Source organism: Streptosporangium sp. NPDC002607, from assembly GCF_053592655.1.
In genome coordinates, this window is record NZ_JBSFWD010000029.1 from 41,449 (window position 1) to 60,191 (window position 18,743).

The 18,743-nt window shown below is 68.7% G+C and carries 21 protein-coding genes and 1 pseudogene; 12 read left to right on the forward strand and 10 right to left on the reverse strand.

The genetic code is table 11. The features are described from left to right. Positions 1–45 precede the first annotated feature (45 nt). A complete protein-coding gene (locus ACWD3H_RS28905; RefSeq protein ID WP_451957223.1) occupies positions 46–1,095 on the reverse strand; it encodes an FAD-dependent monooxygenase in 1,050 nt (349 codons plus the stop codon). Positions 1,096–1,176: 81 nt separating this feature from the next. On the opposite strand from ACWD3H_RS28905, the gene ACWD3H_RS28910 reads away from it, so the two are divergent. Continuing rightward, complete coding sequence (locus tag ACWD3H_RS28910) at positions 1,177–1,764, forward strand: TetR/AcrR family transcriptional regulator (protein WP_451957224.1); 588 nt, start codon at positions 1,177–1,179, stop codon at positions 1,762–1,764. A 58-nt stretch (positions 1,765–1,822) separates the two neighbouring features. On the opposite strand, the gene ACWD3H_RS28915 is transcribed toward ACWD3H_RS28910, so the two are convergent. From ACWD3H_RS28915 to ACWD3H_RS28935, 5 genes are all read right to left on the reverse strand, one after another. Further along, the gene (locus tag ACWD3H_RS28915; protein WP_451957225.1) at positions 1,823–2,452 is read right to left on the reverse strand and encodes a hypothetical protein; all 630 of its coding nucleotides are present in this window, start codon (positions 2,450–2,452) and stop codon (positions 1,823–1,825) included. Continuing rightward, entirely contained in the window at positions 2,439–4,037 is a 1,599-nt protein-coding gene (locus ACWD3H_RS28920) for an extracellular solute-binding protein (RefSeq protein WP_451957226.1), read from the reverse strand. The genes ACWD3H_RS28915 and ACWD3H_RS28920 overlap by 14 nt, the downstream gene beginning before the upstream one ends. Continuing rightward, positions 4,034–5,200: a toxic anion resistance protein gene (locus tag ACWD3H_RS28925; protein ID WP_350923240.1), complete on the reverse strand. Its 1,167-nt coding sequence runs from the start codon at positions 5,198–5,200 to the stop codon at positions 4,034–4,036. The genes ACWD3H_RS28920 and ACWD3H_RS28925 overlap by 4 nt, the downstream gene beginning before the upstream one ends. Before the next feature lie 34 nt (positions 5,201–5,234). Then, a complete protein-coding gene (locus ACWD3H_RS28930) occupies positions 5,235–6,350 on the reverse strand; it encodes a hypothetical protein (RefSeq protein ID WP_451957227.1) in 1,116 nt (371 codons plus the stop codon). A 413-nt stretch (positions 6,351–6,763) separates the two neighbouring features. After that, on the reverse strand, positions 6,764–7,318 hold the full coding sequence (locus tag ACWD3H_RS28935) for a YceI family protein (protein ID WP_451957228.1): 555 nt from the start codon (positions 7,316–7,318) through the stop codon (positions 6,764–6,766). A 293-nt stretch (positions 7,319–7,611) separates the two neighbouring features. On the opposite strand from ACWD3H_RS28935, the gene ACWD3H_RS28940 reads away from it, so the two are divergent. The 3 genes from ACWD3H_RS28940 (at position 7,612) to ACWD3H_RS28950 (ending at position 9,629) form a co-directional block, all read left to right on the forward strand. After that, positions 7,612–8,199, forward strand: a complete 588-nt coding sequence (locus ACWD3H_RS28940; protein WP_355547985.1) for an ArsR/SmtB family transcription factor — start codon at positions 7,612–7,614, stop codon at positions 8,197–8,199. Then, the gene (locus tag ACWD3H_RS28945) at positions 8,196–8,927 is read left to right on the forward strand and encodes an SRPBCC family protein (RefSeq protein ID WP_451957229.1); all 732 of its coding nucleotides are present in this window, start codon (positions 8,196–8,198) and stop codon (positions 8,925–8,927) included. The genes ACWD3H_RS28940 and ACWD3H_RS28945 overlap by 4 nt, the downstream gene beginning before the upstream one ends. A 105-nt stretch (positions 8,928–9,032) precedes the next feature. Next, complete coding sequence (locus tag ACWD3H_RS28950; protein ID WP_451957230.1) at positions 9,033–9,629, forward strand: dihydrofolate reductase family protein; 597 nt, start codon at positions 9,033–9,035, stop codon at positions 9,627–9,629. A 280-nt stretch (positions 9,630–9,909) separates the two neighbouring features. On the opposite strand, the gene ACWD3H_RS28955 is transcribed toward ACWD3H_RS28950, so the two are convergent. Beyond that, entirely contained in the window at positions 9,910–10,059 is a 150-nt protein-coding gene (locus ACWD3H_RS28955) for a hypothetical protein (protein ID WP_451957231.1), read from the reverse strand. 122 nt (positions 10,060–10,181) lie between these two features. Here ACWD3H_RS28955 and ACWD3H_RS28960 point away from each other — a divergent pair, with 122 nt between their 5' ends. From ACWD3H_RS28960 to ACWD3H_RS28995, 8 genes and pseudogenes are all read left to right on the forward strand, one after another. Further along, a complete protein-coding gene (locus ACWD3H_RS28960) occupies positions 10,182–10,421 on the forward strand; it encodes a hypothetical protein (protein ID WP_451957232.1) in 240 nt (79 codons plus the stop codon). Between the two features lie 414 nt (positions 10,422–10,835). Next, on the forward strand, positions 10,836–11,987 hold the full coding sequence (locus tag ACWD3H_RS28965; protein ID WP_451957233.1) for a leucine-rich repeat domain-containing protein: 1,152 nt from the start codon (positions 10,836–10,838) through the stop codon (positions 11,985–11,987). A 23-nt stretch (positions 11,988–12,010) separates the two neighbouring features. Further along, positions 12,011–12,322 (forward strand): annotated as a pseudogene (locus ACWD3H_RS28970) (ATP-binding cassette domain-containing protein); the annotation flags it as partial. After that, positions 12,213–12,596, forward strand: coding sequence for a hypothetical protein (locus ACWD3H_RS28975; protein ID WP_451957275.1), 384 nt, complete (start codon positions 12,213–12,215; stop codon positions 12,594–12,596). The pseudogene ACWD3H_RS28970 and the gene ACWD3H_RS28975, both read left to right, overlap by 110 nt. After that, positions 12,593–12,823, forward strand: coding sequence for a helix-turn-helix transcriptional regulator (locus tag ACWD3H_RS28980; RefSeq protein ID WP_451957234.1), 231 nt, complete (start codon positions 12,593–12,595; stop codon positions 12,821–12,823). Before ACWD3H_RS28975 ends, ACWD3H_RS28980 begins: the two co-directional genes overlap by 4 nt. Continuing rightward, positions 12,820–13,791, forward strand: a complete 972-nt coding sequence (locus tag ACWD3H_RS28985; RefSeq protein ID WP_451957235.1) for an NAD(P)-dependent alcohol dehydrogenase — start codon at positions 12,820–12,822, stop codon at positions 13,789–13,791. The genes ACWD3H_RS28980 and ACWD3H_RS28985 overlap by 4 nt, the downstream gene beginning before the upstream one ends. A 487-nt stretch (positions 13,792–14,278) precedes the next feature. After that, positions 14,279–14,461 carry a hypothetical protein gene (locus tag ACWD3H_RS28990; protein WP_355548000.1) on the forward strand — a complete coding sequence of 61 codons (183 nt, stop codon included), beginning with the start codon at positions 14,279–14,281 and terminating at the stop codon, positions 14,459–14,461. Next, entirely contained in the window at positions 14,458–15,282 is an 825-nt protein-coding gene (locus ACWD3H_RS28995) for an SDR family NAD(P)-dependent oxidoreductase (RefSeq protein WP_451957236.1), read from the forward strand. Before ACWD3H_RS28990 ends, ACWD3H_RS28995 begins: the two co-directional genes overlap by 4 nt. A gap of 47 nt (positions 15,283–15,329) precedes the next feature. Here ACWD3H_RS28995 and ACWD3H_RS29000 read toward each other — a convergent pair whose 3' ends face one another. The 3 genes from ACWD3H_RS29000 to ACWD3H_RS29010 form a co-directional block, all read right to left on the reverse strand. Further along, the gene (locus ACWD3H_RS29000) at positions 15,330–15,791 is read right to left on the reverse strand and encodes an NUDIX hydrolase (RefSeq protein ID WP_355548006.1); all 462 of its coding nucleotides are present in this window, start codon (positions 15,789–15,791) and stop codon (positions 15,330–15,332) included. Between the two features lie 285 nt (positions 15,792–16,076). Continuing rightward, a complete protein-coding gene (locus tag ACWD3H_RS29005) occupies positions 16,077–16,598 on the reverse strand; it encodes a hypothetical protein (protein WP_451957237.1) in 522 nt (173 codons plus the stop codon). Positions 16,599–16,868: 270 nt separating this feature from the next. Then, a complete protein-coding gene (locus tag ACWD3H_RS29010) occupies positions 16,869–18,716 on the reverse strand; it encodes an APC family permease (RefSeq protein WP_451957238.1) in 1,848 nt (615 codons plus the stop codon). Positions 18,717–18,743 lie beyond the last annotated feature (27 nt).

Below are 18,743 nucleotides of genomic sequence, written 5' to 3' on the forward strand. Positions count from 1 at the left end.
AGCTCGTCGGCCGCATGCGGTCGAGCCCCGCGGCGATGTCCGCGCTCAGGCGGGCAGAATCTGTAGCAGCGCGTTGCGAGCGCCGGACAGGCGGCCGGTGCCGGCCAGGCGGGTCATCCAGCGCGACATGGTCACCAGGCGCTGGGCGGGCCGGCGACGCCGGGCGTCGTAGGCGCGCAGCGCGATCGCCACGTCCGCCGGGGTCCTTGGGGTGGCCAGGAGGTCGGCGAGGGCGGCGGCGTCCAGCAGGGCCTGGCAGGCGCCCTGGCCGAGGGAGGGGGTCATCGCGTGCGCGGCGTCGCCGACCAGGGCGACGTTGCCGGTGACGAAGGATCTCAGGTGCGGGGACAGATCATGGATCTCGTGCCGCAGCACCGTCTCCTCTTCGGCCTCGGCGAGGACGCGCGGGATCGGGTCGTGCCAGTCGGCGAAGCGGGCGCGCAACTCGTCGAGGCTCTCCCTTCGCCCTTGCGGCGTGGCCACCGCGGCGTACCAGTTGGTGGAGCCGGGCTCCTGGGGCGTGATGCCGAAGACCTGGCCCGGCCCCCAGGTCTCCCCGAAGCCGGACGGCTCGAAGCCGGTCACGCCGCGCCAGGCCACGATCCCGCTGTAGCGGGGCCGGGGGGCGGCGTCGAAGTAGGCGGCGCGCACCGCGCTGCGCAGCCCGTCCGCCCCGACCACCAGGTCGTGCTCCTCGTGCAGCGTCACCGGATCGGTGATCTGCGTTCCTGTTCTGATCGTCGTCTCGCCCACAGCCCGCAGCAGCATCTCCATCAGTGAGACCCGCGAGATCATCAGCACCGGTGAGCCGCCCCGGCGCTCGATGCGCCTCAGCGGCAGGTCGGCCAGGTGGCGTCCGTGTGGCGCGCGGATGAGGGCGTCGCGGTAGGGCACCGTACGGCGGCGCAGTTCCTCGCCCAGGCCGAGCCGGTCGAGCGCGGCCTGGGCGTCGGGGCGGATACCCAGGGCGGTGCCCGCCGAGACGATTCGCGGCCAGCGTTCGAGCACGGTCACCTCCCATCCGGCCGTGCGCAGCCCGATGGCGGTCGCCAGTCCGCCGATCCCGGCGCCGACGATGACGGCGGTCGCTTTCATGTCCTGTTCCCCTCCGCTTTCTTCACCACAGCTGTGGTACCACTAGTGTGGTGATACGGGCAAGCCCGGATAATGAACGGCATGGTGCAGAACCGCGAGCGTCGCGACCGGCTGCGAGACGCGGCCATCGAGGTACTGGCCCGCGAAGGCGGCAGGGGCCTGACCCATCGGGCGGTGGATCACGAGGCCACCCTGCCCGAGGGCACGGCCAAGAACTACTTCGCCACCCGTGACGCCCTGCTGCAGGCTGCCGCCGAGCGCTGCGTGCAGCGCTACTGGGCCGACCTGGAACAGGCCGGTACGGCGGGCGTCCAGGGGCGCGAGCAGCTGGTCGGCCTGCTTCGCGAACTGCTCGACCGTGCGGTCACCGTCAACCGGTCACGGGTCCTGGCCTACCTGGAACTGCACGCCGAGGCCGCGCGCAGGCCGCAGGTGCAGGCCACCCTCGCCGAGCTCAACCAGGCGGACCTCGCGCTGCATCTGCGAGTGCAGCAGGCCGCCGGGCTGGCGGCGACCCCACGCGGCGCCGCCATCGTGACCATGTGCGTCAGCACCGCGCTGACCTACCTGCTCACCCAACCGCCGCAGGTGCTCAAGGCCTACGGGCTTGACGACCTCGACGCCTTCCTGCGCGACCTCATCGACACGACATATCCGCGCCCGGCCTAACAGGACCTCGTACGACGCCCGTCCGGGGCCTCTCCGTGCCGCCGGAGACGTCAGGCGGTCAGAGGTCCAGGCCGGAGCCGCCGAACCGGTCCTGGAGGAACCTGCCCTGGTCACGCAGGGCCTGCTCGTCGCCTTGGTAGACCGACTCGGCCACCTTGCGCAGCTGGGTGTCCAGCAGGTCGAGCTGGGCGAGCAGCTCCTCGTGGGCGCTGCGCTCCCGCTCGCCGCGCCGGGTGAGCGCGTACGAGCGGGGCAGGTTCGCGTACGCCTCCAGGCTGGACGGCAGGTAGTCCCTGATCGTCTGCGACACGATGTGCAGGTGGTCGGGTGCGGAGGTGAGCGCGTCCGCCCGCCGGAGGATGTCGCGCACCACCTCGGCGAGCACGCCGACTCTCGCCACCACGTCGTCGGGGAACCGGTTCCCGCCGATCTTGGCCAGCAGGGTGTCCAGGTCGGCGTAGAGCCGCCGGGACTCCACCTCCGCGTGCGAGATCGTGAGACGTACCCGGTCCGCCGGGGCCAGCAGCGCCCCGACGCCGTACAACCCGGCGACCACGACGGGCCAGAACGTCCCGGCGACGTCGAGGAAGACCAGGGCCACCCCGACGAGTGCCAGGGCGCATCCGGCGATGTTCCTGGTCGACCCGGCGTAGGCGAGGATACGGCCGCCAGGACTACTGGTAGCCACGGATCTCCTTGAAAGCCGCGGCCAGCGACCCCTTCCGGGCGTCGAAGGTCGCCCCACCGGTGAGCTGGGCGATCTGCTTCATCTCGTTGACGTCGCTGTCGCCGAAGAGCACGACGAAGGTCGGGAACTTCACGGGTAGTGACGCGTAGTAGCCGGCGAAGTCGTGGTACGAGCTGCCGTCGGTGTTGTCGCCGTCCGTCATCAGCACGATCGAGGTGAAGTCCTCCGATGCCGACGACCCGGCCTCCTGGTAGGCGGCCCGCAGACTGTCGAAGATCGCCGTGCCGTCGTGCGCCCGCAGCGCCTCGCTGTACGAGCGGATCCGCTGGAGCACCGGTTCGGGGTTCCGGTCGGGCAGCGTGAAGGTCTGCGGGGTGCCGGGGGTCGTGTTGAACGGGATCATCGTGACCGTCTCGCGGTCGCGGAAGCGCGAGAACGATCCGCTGACGGAGGTGTCGGCGCCGGACAGGGCGGTCAGCGCCTGCTTGAGCGCGTCGATCCGTTCGCCCTCCATCGAACCGGAGGTGTCCAGCACGAACAGCGTCCGCGACGGCCTGCGCACCTGGTTGAGGTAGACGCCGATCAGCTCGTCGGCCGCGTCGCGCCGGTTGGGGAAGGGCAGCTCCACCAGTGACGCTGACCCGAAACGCCGGTCCGGCCCGACCTCGGGGACGATCGGCCGACGGTGGGTCGTGGTCATGACCTCCCGCTGGATCTCCGGGGTGCGCAGCCAGGCGGCGAGCTTCCGGTACAGCTCCTTCTTGTCCGGTGTCGCGGAACTCAGCAGCGTGAGCGGGTAGTCGGCCGTCACCACCCCGTCGCTCGGGTAGATCAGCGTGAGCGGCTCGGAGAGCCTGCCGGAGGCGTTGAGGCCCAGCAGCACGGACTCGTAGTTGACGAGCCCGTCCACCTCGCCCTGCCTGGCGTACGCGTCCGCGAGCCAACCGGAGGAGCCGGAGGTGAGCGTCTGCGCCGAGAAGAACTCCTTCAGCCTGGGCGTCACCGCGTCGATCTGGGCCTTGTCCACCGCCTCCCCGGCGTCGGAGAGCGCCGCCGTCACACCGACCAGCGCGGAGAACCCGGAGTTGGACGCCGCGGGGCTGGTCATGCCGAAGGTGAACTCGCGGGCGCGCGCGGCTGAGGCGATGTCGTTCCAGGTAACGGGTTTGCGGTCCCAGCCGAGCTCGCGGGCCTTGGAGGCCTTCAGCCCGAGCAGCACGGGCGAGACCATGACCTTGGTCTGGGTCGAGAGCCGCGCGGTCGCCCCGTCGATCAGTGACAGGTAGCGGTTGGAGGAGAACCACGTCGCGTCGTACTGCCCGTCCGCGCCGCCGCGCGCCACCTGGTCGGCTCCGTCGAGCGTTCCGGCGTACGACAGCGCGACCCGCACGCCGATGGCGTCCCGGGCCCGCTTGAGCAGCGGTTCCAGGTCGCCGATCTCGCTTCCCGCGAGGACGCGGAGCACGTCGGGACCGTCCACGGGGGTGGCCGGCGTGTCGGTCCCGCCGCACGCGGCCGAGGCCACCAGCAGGGTCAGCGCGGCGAGCGCCCGTCTGATCGGGCGAGAACCCGTTCGTGCTCTCATCGCGGGAGCGCCTGTTCGTCGCCGTGCCGAGAGCGTTCCAGGTAGGTGCGCGCGTGGTCGAGTTCGACGGTCAGGCTGTCCACGGTGATCGCCATGTTCTCCACGGCCTTGGCCTTGAACGTGTCGATCATGTCCATGGTGGTGTAAATGTTGTCGAACGCCTTGCGTAGCGCGTCCATGTCGACCGTGGTGGATGCCGCCTGGGTCTGGATGTCGGCCGCCTGGGTACGCAGCATCTCGCTGGTCGCCACGATCAGGTCGGAGGTGGTGGTGTTCAGCGCCGTGATCTGGTCGAGCACGAGCTTCTGGTTGGCAAGGGCCTGCGCCACGGTCACGGCCGTGCGCAGCGCCGCGATCGTCGTCGTGGTCGCCCGGTCCACGCCCTTGATCAGTTCAAGGTTGTTCTTGCGGATCAGGTCCAGCGCGAGGTAACCCTGGGCGGACACCGCGAGCTGGGTCAGCAGGTCCTGGTGCTTCTGCCGGATGCCGAACAACGCGTCCGAGCGGAGGGCGGTGGCCTTCTCCGGGTCGGCCGCCTCGACATGCATGATCTTGTCTTCCACCGCGGAGTCGAGGGCGGCGGCGAGCAGGGCGTACTCCTGCAGGCGCTTCATCGACTCCCACAGGTTGGTCTTCTCGCCCTCGATGGCCGCGTTGTCCTTGCGCAGCTCGTCCTGCCCAGATTTGAGGGCGCGGATGATGTCGTCGATGTGCCGCTGCGCCGACTGATATTTCGCGAAATAGTCGCGTAGTTTATCGCCGAACGGGATCAGTCCCAGCAGCTTCTTGGCCGGGGTGGACGCCTGCTTGGGGTCGAGGTCGACGATCGTCCGGCGCAGCGCGGTCAGCTGCCCGGCCACCGCCGCCTGCGCGTCCCTGCCCTCGCCCCTGGCGGACGCCAGCGCGGCCACCGGACGCTTCAGCATGCGGTTCGCCACCTGGGAGGAGGCCCGGATCTCCGAGTCACCCATGGAGGTGATGTCGTGCACCTTGCGGGTGAACTCCGGCGACCGCGGGTCCAGGCCGCTCAGCTCCTCGGCGAAGCCACCTGCCTTCTCCGCCAGTTCGGCGCCTCGCTCCTCCGGTACCGGCAGCATGGTGGCCGCCTTCTCCACGGGCACCTTGGCCACGGGTTCCGGCGGGCTGAGCACGAGATCGCTCACGGTGGTCTCTCCTCGAAACGGTGGGAAGGCGAGGTCAGGGGGTGGGGGAGGGAACCACGCCGGATCGGTAGAGCCTGTCGATCGCGGTGATCATGCCCTCCAGCCGTTCGTAGTCAGGCGGCTCCACCACGTCGATCAGGCCGGCCGGCAGCGGAGCCCCTGCCTTCGCCACCAGGTCGTCGAACGCCTTGGCGCCGGCGGTGCGGAAGCCGTACAGGGCCGCGAGGCGCCCGAGCTCCGGGTCCTCCTGCAGGAGCCGGCCGACCTCGGTGCCCTGCGCGCCGAACGGTACGAGCGTGTGCTTGCTGAGGACCGTGGGCGAGGGGTAGAGCAGCCGCATGTCGGGGCGGATCAGGCCGTCCCCCGCGAAGAGGCGCGAGGCGTACTGCGCCTCGTAGATCATGACCATGGGTGTCTTCCCCATCCCCAGAGCCAGGTAGTCCTCGAACGGAGCCTCGGTGGAGGTCTCGGAGTATCCCTGGTCGAGGAAGAGGGGGGCGACGGCTCCGGCGACCTTGGAGCCCTGCGCGTTCGAGATGATCACGTCGTCGCCGTTGGCCACGTAGCCGGCGATCGAGAGGTACATCGCCGCGGAGTTGGAGGTGCGGATGTCGGTGGTGGTGAGCAGGACGCGCTTGCGCGCCGGGTAGGCGGTGTTGCCCGGCAGTCTGTCCCATCGGGTGCCCTTGGCCACCAGATCCAGATATTTCTTGATATCGAACACCCAGTAGCCCAGGCCGGAGTCCCGCACGACGCCCGCCTTGGCGAGCACGTCCGCGATCGGCTTGAAGGTGGCGATCGCCATGGGGGAGGAGAACGGCGCGAACGTGCGGGTGGCGCCCCGGTCACGCTTGATCTTCTCGGCCGCCGGAGCGCTGGACGGGAACGCGAAATCGTACTTCTTGAGATCCACCGAGGCGGCGATCTGGCGTGATCCGGCGGTGTCGACCTCCACCCGGAGGCCGTGTTCGGCGAAGACCGCCCGCACCCGCCGATCGTCGAAGAACGGTTTCTTCTCCGATCCGATCACCCCGCGGACCAGGGTGAGCTCCCGCGTCTCCGCGCCGCCGCCACGGTTGCCCACCACGATCGCCGCCACTACGGCGGCGCCGAGGAGCAGTGCCAGCCCGACGCCGATCCAACGCTTCATGTGATCCCTCGAAAGCTTGCCCCATATAGCGATAAAACAGCGTTCTATATTGAATTATGTGAGATATGACGACAGGGCGAAGTGAGGCATCCATGATGCGCTGACAATTCAGCTTTCATTCATCTTCTCGTCATAAAGTAAGATAGGTGCGCCGTCACCTACCGCGGCAGCTTGATCCCGGCTGTCACTGTCTCCTGGTTCCGCACACCTTGAGCGCCACGTCCTGACCGTCCGGCCCGGTATCGAGACCGGCAGCGATTCCCACCGGCTCGCCCAGACCCGAACCGGGAAGTCGGCGTCGGTGTGAGGCCTCAGGAGATGGAGCCGAGTGACGGGGGCGAGGCCTCACCGGCACTCGTGGACGATCTCGATCAAGAGCTGAAGATCGGGCCATCGGGCTCGCATGCTCGGAGTCACCGCCCCGGGGAGAAACCGGCGTCGAACCGTACCTCGACGTCGTCGCTGAGTTTGAGTGTGCCGAAGAACGCTGAATAGGGCCGGATGCCCCACCGGGTCTGCACGATGGTCGCCGAGCCGCGTACGCGGTCCTCGGTCAGCAGGCCCTGGAGCGTGACGGGCTGGGTGACACCGACGATGGTGAGATCGCCCTCGACGCGAAACGACTCCGCTGTTCCGCTGATCCGTGTCGATCGGAACGTGATCGCCGGGTAACGCTCAACGTGCAGGACCTTCTCCTGAAGGTTCTTCTTGATCTCCCGACGATCGGAGTCCGTGAGCGGCTTGATGCCACCGGTTCCCTCCCGGACCTCGAACGACCCTGCGTCGACTTCGACGGTCACCGAGGAGCCGGCCGGATCGGCGACGTCGATCGTGGCATCGCCGTGCCAACGGGTGACCTCGATGGTGAGGTCATGGCCGGCCTTCGCGCCCAGCCCGGTACGGGTCGTATTGACGATGAGCCGGCCGGACTCAGGTCCCAACGCGTAGCTACCAGAGGTGACGCCCACCACGTCAGGCTATCTCGCACCCGAAAGCTCACCGTGGCACGTACATCGGCATGGCGAATACCAGGACCGGAACCGACGCACTTTTGGCCGCCTGTCGCTTCTCGCGGGCGGGGATCGCGTAGGTGCGAGCCAACCTTCGGCGCGTACGGAGCCGGCAGGTTCCGGGAGAGAGCCCGGCGTGGTCCTGCCCTGACCTCGGTAGGGGGCTCGCCGGGACCCGAGCCCTGCAGGGCCGGTGTGCCGATAAATAAGACTTCCTTGACAAGTTAATTTGTCGGTCATAGCCTGTGGTCATGCAGGACATCGCCGTGATCGAGGATCCGGCCGCCGCCGAGGTCTCGCTGGACCCCATCCGGGCCCGGCTGCTGGCCGAGCTGAGCGAGCCCGCCTCAGCGACCATGCTGGCCGCCAAGGTCGGCCTGCCCCGGCAGAAGGTCAACTACCACCTCAAGACGCTTGAGGCGCACGGGCTCGTCGAGATGATCGAGGAGCGGCGCAAGGGCAATGTCAACGAGCGCATCATGCGCGCGACCGCGGCCTCCTACGTGATCTCCCCGGCCGCGCTGGCGTCCGTCGAGCCCGACCCGGCCCGCTCTCCCGACCAGCTGTCGGCCGGCTGGCTGCTGGCCGTCGCGGCCCGGCTGGTCCGCGACGTCGGGGCGCTCATCGCCGGCGCCGCCAAGGCGCGCAAACGCGTCGCGACCTTCGCGATCGACACCGAGGTGCGCTTCGCCTCGGCCGCCGACCGGGCCGCGTTCGCCCAGGAGCTTGCCGGGGCCGTCACGACCCTGGTGTCCAAGTACCACGACCAGTCCGCCGAGCACGGCCGCGACCACCGGATCGTCGTCGCCGTCCACCCGAGCATGAAGGAAACCCGATGACGCACCCGTTCGAGCTGAGCCAGGAGATCGAGCTCAGCGCCACGCCCGAGCAGGTCTGGGACGCGATCGCGACCGGGCCGGGCGTCGACTCCTGGTTCATGGGACGCACCGAGATTGGCACCGCCGAGGGCGGCCCGGCGAACCTGACCATGCTGGGCCACACCGAGCAGGCCACGATCACCGCCTACGAGCCGGGCGCCCGCCTGGCGACCCGCGGCGCGCCGGCCCCCGACGGCCGGTTCATGGCGCTCGAATACCTCATCGAGGGGCGTGGCGGCGGCACGACCGTGCTGCGGATCGTGCAGAGTGGCATGCTCGGCGACGACTGGGAGACCGAGTTCGAGGCGATGCAGGCCGGCTGGCCCATCTACCAGGAGACCCTCAAGCAGTACCTCGCGCACTTCACCGGCCGCACCCCATCGGTCACCACGGCCTTCCGGCCCGGAGCGGGCGGCCCGGACGCCGTCTGGAAGACCGTCACCCAGGAACTGGGCGTCACGCAGGACGTCGCCGAGGGCGACGACGTCCGTCTCCCGGACGGCTCCGCCGGGGTCGTCTACTACGCGAACCTGCCCGTCAACCTGGGTGTTCGGACGGACGAGGGCCTGTACCGGTTCATCCACTCCGGTACCGGCCGCGGCGACGCCCTCGTGCTCGGTCACCAGAACTTCGCGGGCCGTGACGAGCAGTCCGCGTGGGACACCTGGATGGCCGAGCACTTCGGCTGACCGGCCGGTCCCGATCAGCCCGTCAGGTAACACCTTCATCCCTCGCGCCGCGACCAGATCAGCGGCGCCGGAAACCAGCAACGCAACCCCAGAGGAGCCAGTCCCATGCGCATCGTGATTGTTGAGTTCATGAGCTTGGACGGCGTTGTGCAGGCGCCGGGCGGACCCAAAGAGGACACCGACGGCGGCTTCGCCCACGGCGGCTGGTCGCACCCGTTCTTCGATGATGACGTGGTGGGCGGCACCTTCGACGACGCGGTGACCAAGGCCGGGGCACTGCTGTTCGGGCGCCGCACCTGGCAGACGATGGCCGCGGCGTGGCCCAGGCGGGCCGGCGACCCGTTCGCCGACCGGATGAACGCCATCCCGAAGTACGTCGTGTCCAAGACGCTGGGCGACGACGAGCTGACCTGGAACAACACCACCCGCATCCCCGGCGACGAGGCCGTCGCCGACATCAGGAAGCTGCACGAGAGCGAAGGCGGCGACCTGGTGGTGATGGGGAGCCCCACGCTCGCGCGCACCCTGCTGAGCGAGGGCCTGGTCGACGAGCTCCGACTCATGATCATGCCGGTGCTTCTCGGCGGCGGAAAGACGATCTTCCCCGGCGACGGCGCGTCGCGCACGTTCGAACTGGCCTCCACGGCCATCAACGACAAGGGCGTGCAGGTGTGCACCTACCGGCCGGTCGCCGAGGGGTAGGCCGGGGCGACGGTGCCGCTGTAGCGCGGATTCCCGATCGCCGCCGGGGAGCCCTGGGCCAGGGACCGCACGGTCAGGCGCCGCGGTGGCACATGGCGCCGTCGACGAGGATGAGTGCCGGGCCGCTGCCGGTGTGCTCGTAGGCGATCGCGCTGCCATCGGCCTCGTTTGTGGCGGTGTCCGTCAGACCGCTGATCCGAGTGTGTTGACCACGAGCGTTCGCTGGGTGAACGGTGCCGGCCGACCGGCACCCAGCGGTGAATCCGGCCAAGGCATTCGGTCAATGCGTCGGCGGATCGCTCAACGCGCGGCCGATGAAGCGCAGCGCGTCCGCGTCTCGCCAGGACGGCGGGGTGAGAACGCGGTAGTCGACGCGGGTGCCTGTCGACGTCGACTGAAAGCTCGCTTCGTGGATTTCACCGAAGCCCATGGCCGTTCCCGCTCCCTCACGTTGCGAAGCGCCGGGTCAGCGCCGGTTGGGATGCTACCGAGGTCAGGTAGCGGCGGTACAGCCAATAACGGTGAGACCGATCCTGGGCCCCGGGGTCATCAATGGACAGACCTGCCTTCGAGCCCGCCATGTTCTCGGTTCAGTCGAGTGAGCTGCCGGGTTTCCCGCCCGATGCCCGGGTGCTCATCGTCAACTGCGACACGTCGCCGGAGGCCCGCGAACTCCTTCAGCGAGAGGGCGTCGCCGTGATCGACTACCGGACCATCCAACGGGCATGGTCCCAGCCCGGCGCACCCCGATGGATCGGCGGCGCGCCTTCCCACTCGACGGCGGCGGTGTGACCGGCCCGGCGTACCCGGAGCCGGCGGTTACAAGAACGTGGAGCCGGAAGCGCGGGTGTTGACACCGGGTCAGCCCAGGACCGTACGGCACGGCTCATCCCGGCGGATGACCGGGTCGGGGTGGACCGCCGGTGATGTGATTGCTCCTCCGGAGTGAGTAACCCCGGGATGCCTTTCCTCCCGCGCCCCAACACCGCGACGAACTGTGGCTTTTGCGGGCTTCGCAGTGCTGGGACCTCAAGCACGTGCCGGTCGGGCGCGGCCCGAGCCTGGTCCGCGCGGAGCGCGAAGGGTTCGGTGCGGCTCGGAAAGACGGACACCAGCCATCCGCAAGTGCCGGTCCCTAGGCTTCTCGCCGGTGAGCCGCCCAGGTCACCCCGATCATTTCGTTCGCCTCGGAAAGGGGATCTCTCAATGGCGGTCAAGAACGGTCCGAAGGCCGCCCTGACCCGGATCAACAGGTGCGGGCGGGAAGGGGCGCCCACGCTCAGCCTGAGCGGGCTGAAGCTGACGGAGCTGCCCGAGCGGATGAGGGACCTGACGCAGCTGCGCGAGCTCGACCTGACCTTCAACGAGCTGACCGAGCTTCCCGAGTGGCTGGGCGACCTCACCGGCCTCACCCGGCTCCGCCTGTCCTACAACAACCTCGTCGGGCTCCCCGAACAGCTGGTGAACCTGACGGCCCTCACCGAACTCGACCTCGGCCACAACAAGCTGGCTCGGATTCCCGAGTGGCTCGGCGAGTTGACCTCTCTCACCGGCCTCTCCCTGTTCGACCTCCGGCTGACCGGGCTTCCCGACTCCTTGCGAAAGCTCACCGCTCTCACCAGGCTCTCCCTGGGCGGTGGCTGGGAGCCGTTCGACATTCCCGACTGGGTGGGCGACCTCACCGCGCTCACCTCGTTCGGCGTGACGCACTGCCGGCCGCCCGTCGGCCTTCCCGAGTCACTGGGCAATCTCACCGCGCTCACCGAGCTCCGCCTCGGTTACAACCACATGGAGGAGGTTCCCGACTGGCTCGGCAACCTCACCGCGCTCACCGAGTTGGAGCTGCAAACCAACCGGCTGACCAGCCTGCCGGAGTCGATGCGCGCCCTCACCGCGCTTACCAGGCTCGAACTGCAGGACAACCGGCTGACCGAGCTTCCCGAGTGGCTGGGCGACCTCACCGCGCTCACCAGGATCTGCCTGTGGGACAACCGGCTGACGAGCCTGCCGAAGTCGATCGGTAACCTCACCGGCATCGCCTGGCTCTACCTGTGGGGCAACGAACTGGCCGAGCTCCCCGGGTCGCTGGGCGACCTCACCGGCCTGACCAAGCTCGACCTGCACGACAACCGGCTGACCGAGCTTCCCGAGCCGCTGCGGAACCTCACCGCGCTGACCGAGCTCGATCTGCGCGGCAACCGGCTGGTGGAGGTCCCCGAATGGCTCCCGGACCTCACCGCGCTGACCACCCTCCGTCTGGGCGGTAACGACCCGCGGCCCACGCTCCCGGCCTCCCTGCGCCTGCTCGCCCGGACCTCGCCGCAGTGGCACCGCTTCCTGGCGAGCCGCAACCGCTGATCTCTCGCCGCCTCCGGTCGAGCGTCGGCCCGAACGGAGCGGGGAAGACGACCGCGCCGGCCATGGCCGTCGGGCTGCTGCGCCCGGACGAGGGCACGGCGTTCGTGTCCTCGGGGTGGCCGCCGCGGAGTGATGTTAAGAAAACTAGACATGATGTTGGCTTTGCCTTACATTCGAGGCATGTCATCCGAAGAGAAGAGCGCCTGGATCATGGGCGTGGTCGCGGTGTGCGGGTATGCGGCCTACCTCGTCCTCGTTCTGGGGCGAGCGGACGGTGTCCCGCTCACCGAGGTCCCGTACGTGTCGACGATGCTGTGGAGCATCGGTGCCGCGATCGTGATGTCGATCGTGCTGCGCATCGCGGTCGCGATCGCCTCACCCAAGGACGCCGGCAAGAAGGACCAGCGTGACCGGGAGATCTACAGATTCGGCGAGTACACCGGCCAGTCGTTCGTCGTCATCGGCGGGGTGGCGGCGCTCGGCATGTCGCTGGCCGAGCTGGACCACTTCTGGATCGCCAACGTCGTCTATCTGATGTTCGTCCTGTCCGCGGTCGTCGGATCCATCGCGAAGATCTTCGCCTACCGCCGGGGCTTCTGGCCGTGGTGAAGCCGACCAGGGTCACCAACACGATCCGCGCCCTCCGGTTCGCGCACGGAGAGATGACGCAGGCGGAGCTGGCGGACCGCATCGGCGTGACCCGCCAGACCGTCATCGCCATCGAGCAGGCCCGCTACTCGCCCTCGCTGGAGATGGCCTTTCAGATCGCCCGGGTGTTCGACGTCTCGCTCGACGACGTTTTCCAGTACGCGGACAGTGCAGGAGAGACACGGTGAAGGCAATCGTCCAGGACAGGTACGGCTCCCCCGACGTCCTGGAACTCAGGGAGATCGACAGGCCGGTGATGGGGGACGACGACCTGCTCGTACGGGTGCACGCGGCCGCCGTCGATCCGGGCGTCTGGCATCTCATGACGGGCCTGCCGTATCTGGCGCGTGTCATGGGCTTCGGGTTCCGCAGGCCCAAGGTCCGGGTCCGGGGGATGGACGTCGCGGGGCGCGTCGAGGCGGTCGGCGGGAACGTGACCCGGTTCAAACCGGGTGACGAGGTGTTCGGCACCTGCGACGGAGCCTTCGCCGAGTACGCCTCCGCCCGGCAGGACAGCTTCGCGCCGAAGCCGGCGAACCTCACCTTCGAGCAGGCGGCGGCCGTTCCGGTCTCGGCCTGCACCGCCCTGAAGGGTCTTCGCGAGGCGGGAAGGGTGCAGCCGGGGCAGAAGGTCCTGATCATCGGTGCGGGGGGAGGCGTGGGGACGTTCGCGGTGCAGCTGGCCAAGGCGTTCGGCGCGGAGGTCACCGGCGTGTGCGGCACGACCAAGGCGGACCTGGTCCGATCGATCGGCGCCGACGACGTCATCGACTACACCCGCGAGGACTTCGCGGACCGGGCGCGTCACTACGACCTCATCCTCGACGCCGCAGGGAACCGCCCGCTGTCACACCTCCGGCGTGCCCTCACTCCCCGGGGAACCCTCGTCATCGTCGGAGGCGAGCGGGGAGGGCGGTGGATCGGAGGCAACGATCGCCAGCTCCGGGCGCTCATGCTCGCACCGTTCGTGGGGCAGCGGCTGCGCGGGCTCTTCTCGATGCCGCGTGCGGAGGACCTTCGGCTGCTGAGAGAGCTGATCGAGGCGGGCAAGATCACGCCGATCATCGACAGGACGTATCCGCTGGGCGAGGTTCCCGAGGCCGTCCGGTATCTGGAGAAGGGGCACGCGCGCGGCAAGGTCGTCATCACCGTGTGAGATGTGACCGGCGGAGGCACACCTTTCAACGCGCCGTTGCCCCTGCCGCAAGGCCCGTCATCGCCGACCGGTGCTCGACTTGATCGCAGGATCTCCGAATTGGATTCCAGTGTCTGGGGATGCTCTTCATCGTTCCCCGCACACGCTCGGGGGAATCAGCGCCACGATCAATCGAAGGGCTGATGGCCGCTCGGTCGCGAGTACGCTCTGTTATGCTCTGGTGTACTCAGGGTAGTGGTGCGGCCGGTTGGTCGTGGTCTTGTCGTAGCCGGCAAGGGTTTCGCTTTCCTGGGGTGTTGATCGTGCTCGCGGTCATGTCGCCCAGAGTTGCGGGAGACGTTGAACGCTCGTGGAGCCGATGTGAGACCAGGCCGTAAGGCCGGGCGGTTGGCGGTGAAGCGGGAACTCCCGAAAGGGAGAACGCTCATGTCGTAAGGCATGGGCTGCTTGGGAGCGCGCTTACCAGAACACACTCACGAGTAACGGCATGACGACACGTATTCCGCCGTTGCCCGAGGGCGAAGGTGGCGAGCAGGCGCGACGCCTGCTCGACGGGCTGGCCGTGGGAGGTGACCGGGTGCCGATGACCGTCGGCTTCTACACGATGACGGCGATGGCGCCGAACATCTTCGGCGTCGAGATCGACCCCGGCCTGGCGGGTGCCTCGTGACCGGCCGGCTGGAGGGGTACGCCGCGATCATCACCGGGGCCGGACAGATTCCCGGCCAGATGATCGGGAACGGCAGGGCGACGGCACTGATCTTCGCCCGGGAGGGCGCCAGACTCGTCCTCATCGACCGTGACCTGGACTCGATGCTGGTCACGGCGGGATTGGTCGAGGAGCAGGGCGGAACCGCGGTCACCGTCCAAGGGGACGTGTCGGTGGCCGACGACTGGTCGGCCGCGGTCGCCACCTGCGTCGAGAGCTTCGGCCGTCTCGACGTGGTGCACCACAACGTGGGCGTGGCCATCGGCGACGGCTCTCCCACCTCCGTCGAGCCCGACGACTGGGCACGGAACATGATGATCAACTCTGGCAGCATCCTGCTGATGGCCCGGGCGGTGCTCCCCGTGATGCGGGCCGCCGAGCGTGGTGTGATCACCAACATCTCCTCCATCGCGGCCATCGCCGGAAACCCCTCTCCCGGCAATCCGCCCATCACCTACAAGATGTCCAAGGCGGCCATGAACGCCGCGACCCAGCAGATGGCCCTGGAGAACGCCCGCTACGGAATCCGGGTCAACGCCATCATGCCGGGCCTCATCGACACCCCGATCGGCGTCGACCTGGGCGCGACGGAGTACGGCATGGACAAGGAGGAGAGGGAGGACTACGAGGCCCGTCGTCACCAGCGGGTCCCGCTCAAGGGCGGCATGGGTACGGCATGGGACATCGCCAACGCGGCCCTCTTCCTGGCTTCGGAGGAGGCCCGCTTCATCACCGGCGTCCTGCTCCCGGTCGACGGAGGCCAGAGTGCCATGGTCGGCTGAGCCCCTTTTTGACCGCCTGGCTCATCGCTGACGCTCCTGCGGAAAGCTCACAGCCGGGAAAGTGCTGCCAGCGTGGTGTCGAGGTTCTGCACGCGGCCGGGGAGTTCCTGCCCGTGCCACCAGACGATGTCCTCGATCTCGTCGTCGGGGGTGAACGCGCCGTGCGGCGCGGCTTCGTCGGCCTGGTAGAGGGCCGCGTACTCGGTGCGTCGTTCGGGTCCGAGGACGTACTCGGCGTACCCGGAGAAGGTCAGCCGGGTGATGTGGAAGCCGGTCTCCTCGTGGAGTTCACGTACGGCGGCCTGGCGTGGCGTCTCTCCCGCATCGATCATTCCGCCCGGTAGTTCCCACTTCTGGCGGTAGCGGTTGAACACCAGAAGCAACCGGCCGCGAGACCACAGGGCGACCAGGGCGAGAGGGAGCGGGGCGTCGCCGGGAGGCACGGTCTCGGCGCCGTGGTGAAAGGCGGTCAGTTCGTTGCCGGCGTCGTCGACCGCGAGAGGAGCCAATCCGATGTCCCGTCTGTCGTCGGGCCGCTGATCCAGCTGGGTCCTGCCGACGCGGATACCGATTCTCCGTTCCGCGACGGAGATCGCGAATATACGGCCTGGAATCTGACAGCGTAAAGGCCCAGGCCGTCAATCGATGACCTGGGCCTTTGTATCCGTGATTCAGACTCCACTCCGTATGGCGCGGATGAGCCGCCGCGGTCCATGGCCCGCACGACGTTCGCCACGGTCAAGGGTGAGGAGCCTCCAACGGGAGTACTTCCCTAGGAAGCGGTCCGCCGTCCCTCAGCGGGGAGGGTAGGGAGGCCAGTGCGGTGGGTACGGCGGGCGCCCGCCCGGGTACGGCGGGATCGGGTAGCCGGCCGGGTAGGGCGGGCGCCAGCCCGGGTACGGGGGCCGCCAGCCTGGGTACGGGGGCCGCCAGCCCGGGTACGGCGGGATCGGGTAGCCGGCCGGGTAGGGCGGGCGCCAGCCCGGGTACGGGGGCCGCCAGCCCGGGTACGGCGGGTGCCAGCCCGGGTAGGACGGCTGGCCGACCGTGTTGCCTATGGGCACGCAGTCGTACTGCGGGCACGGTGTGGTGAAACACTGCTTGGGAGAGGGCACGCAGACGCGGCCGGGACCGCAGTTGACCGCCGCGCACGGCGATCCGGGATCACATTTACCCGCCTTCTGCGCGGCCGGCGCGGCGACGGCCGCCTGCGCCGCCGGGGCGGTGGACGCCTCGTCCGCCCAGGCCGTGGTCGTGGCGGCTGGTGATCCGGTCACCGTGACCAGGGCCAGCGCCAGGATTAGTTTTCGAAGCATTTTTCCCCCAGATGTCATGATCGGTTCTGCCTCTCTGGCGATGCTCGCACCGGCCATTCCTGCTTAGGGCAAAGCGACCATCAGAAAGTCGGCTGGCTTGCGGAGGATTAGGTATTGCTTCTGGGGGACCGGCATTTTCGCCGGAAATATCATGTCAATTCGGGCGACCCAACTGCCGAGTGTGACACTTAAATCAGCTTATGGCGTGATACTCAAATCAGCCTATAGGTAACGCATAACATAAAAGGCCACTTCAATCACCGGTGTCGTCTATATGCCGATTCGGAAGGGCAGCAGGCAGACGAGCACATCCGTGTGCTCCCGTAGCGTGACCATCAGGAAAAGGTCACGCTGGTTGTGCAGGGCCCGGTGGCGGAAGTGCCGCGGTTCGACGGTGGGAATGAGCACGGCGACCCATTTTCCGCCGTCGGCGACCTGCCGGATGTAGTCGAGAACGGGACGGACCACGGTGTGCTGCGGGCTGCCGAGGATCTCAAGACGGACCCCCGGATCCCACAGGTTCCACCGCGTCCGCAGGTCGTCCACCCCCTCCTCGGTGAAACGCACCGCGACGACCACCACCTCGCCACCGAGGGCCAGGCCCGCGCTGACGGCCCGTTCCGTCTTGGTGGTGATGTCCGAGACCGGGATGATGATCACTTTCCCGGTCTCGGCAACCGCCGCGGGCCGGGTGGGTTTGGGAGGTGTCCGCCCGAGCCCGAGCTGCTTTTCGACCGCGGTGTAGTAGCGCTCGACGCGGGCGAACAGCAGCATGAGCAGCGGGATGGCGATGACGACCACCCAGGCGCCCTCCAGGAACTTGGTGGTGAGCAGCACCAGGGTGGCGACGGCGGTCAGCAGGGCACCGGTGCCGTTGAGCAGCGTCTTGCCGAGCCGGTGGGGCGGGCGCAGGGTCGTCCAGTGCCTGACCAGGCCGACCTGGCTGATCGTGAAGCCGATGAACACCCCGATGGCGAACATCGGGATCAGCCTGTGGGTCCGCGCGTCCACCGCGATCAGTATCACGGCGGCCGCCACCGCCACGGCCACGACGCCGTACCTGTGGACGGGACGTTCGGTGCGCAGCGCGAACAGGTGGGGCAGGCGGTTGTCGCGGGCCAGCAGGCTCAGCAGGACCGGCAGGCCGCCGAAGCTGGTGTTGGCGGCCAGTGCCAGGGCGAGCATGACCACGAGGTTGGTCGCGTAGTACGCCCAGCTCGTGCCGTAGGCGCCGGCGGTCAGCTGGGCGAGGACGGTGACGTCCTGCCGGGGCTGTACCCGGTCGCGGTGGATGAGCAGCGCCAGTCCGATCAGCATCACCCCGAGCAGTGCGCCGAGCAGCAGTTCGGTCCGTTGCGCCCGCGCGACCCGCGGCTCGCGGAACATGGGCACGCCGTTGGCGATGGCCTCGACGCCGGTCAGCGCGGAGCACCCGGAGGAGAACGCCTTGAGGATCAGCAGCACTCCCAGCGCGTCGGTCACCGGGACGTGCACGGGCGTCCCCACCACGGCCGCCGGATGGGAGCGGGCCAGCCCCAGCACCACGACGCCGAGGATGCTCACCACGAACAGCGCGGTGGGCAGCATCAGCACCCGCGCGCTGTCGGCGATGCCGTACAGGTTCACCACGGTCAGCAGGGCCAGTCCCAGCAGGCAGATCGCCAGGAGATGCGGGGTCAGGACGGGGAAGGCCGAGGCGAGGCTGGCGGCACCGGCCGCGAGGCTGACCGCCACGGTGAGCACGTAGTCGACGATGAGCGCCGCGGCGGCCAGCAGGCTCACCCGTTCGCCGAGATCGTTCTTGGCCACCGCGTAGGAGCCGCCGCCGTTCGGATACGCGGCGATCACCTGGCAGTAGGAGATCACCAGCACCGTGAGCAGCCCGACGATGGCCAGGGTGATCGGCAGCGTGTAACCGATCGTGGCGCCACCGGCGGCGACCAGGATGAGCGCGATCGCCTCCGGTCCGTAGGCGACCGAGCTGAGAGCGTCGAGCGACAACGCGGCCAGCCCCTGCAGGCTGGTCAGATGATGCCTTTCGCCCTCACCGTGGCGCAGCTGGGGCCTGACGCGCCAGCTGACGTGAACAGGGCGGTCCGATCGGCGGTGAGGGGTCATGGCGGCGACTCGTCATGATGGCCGCCG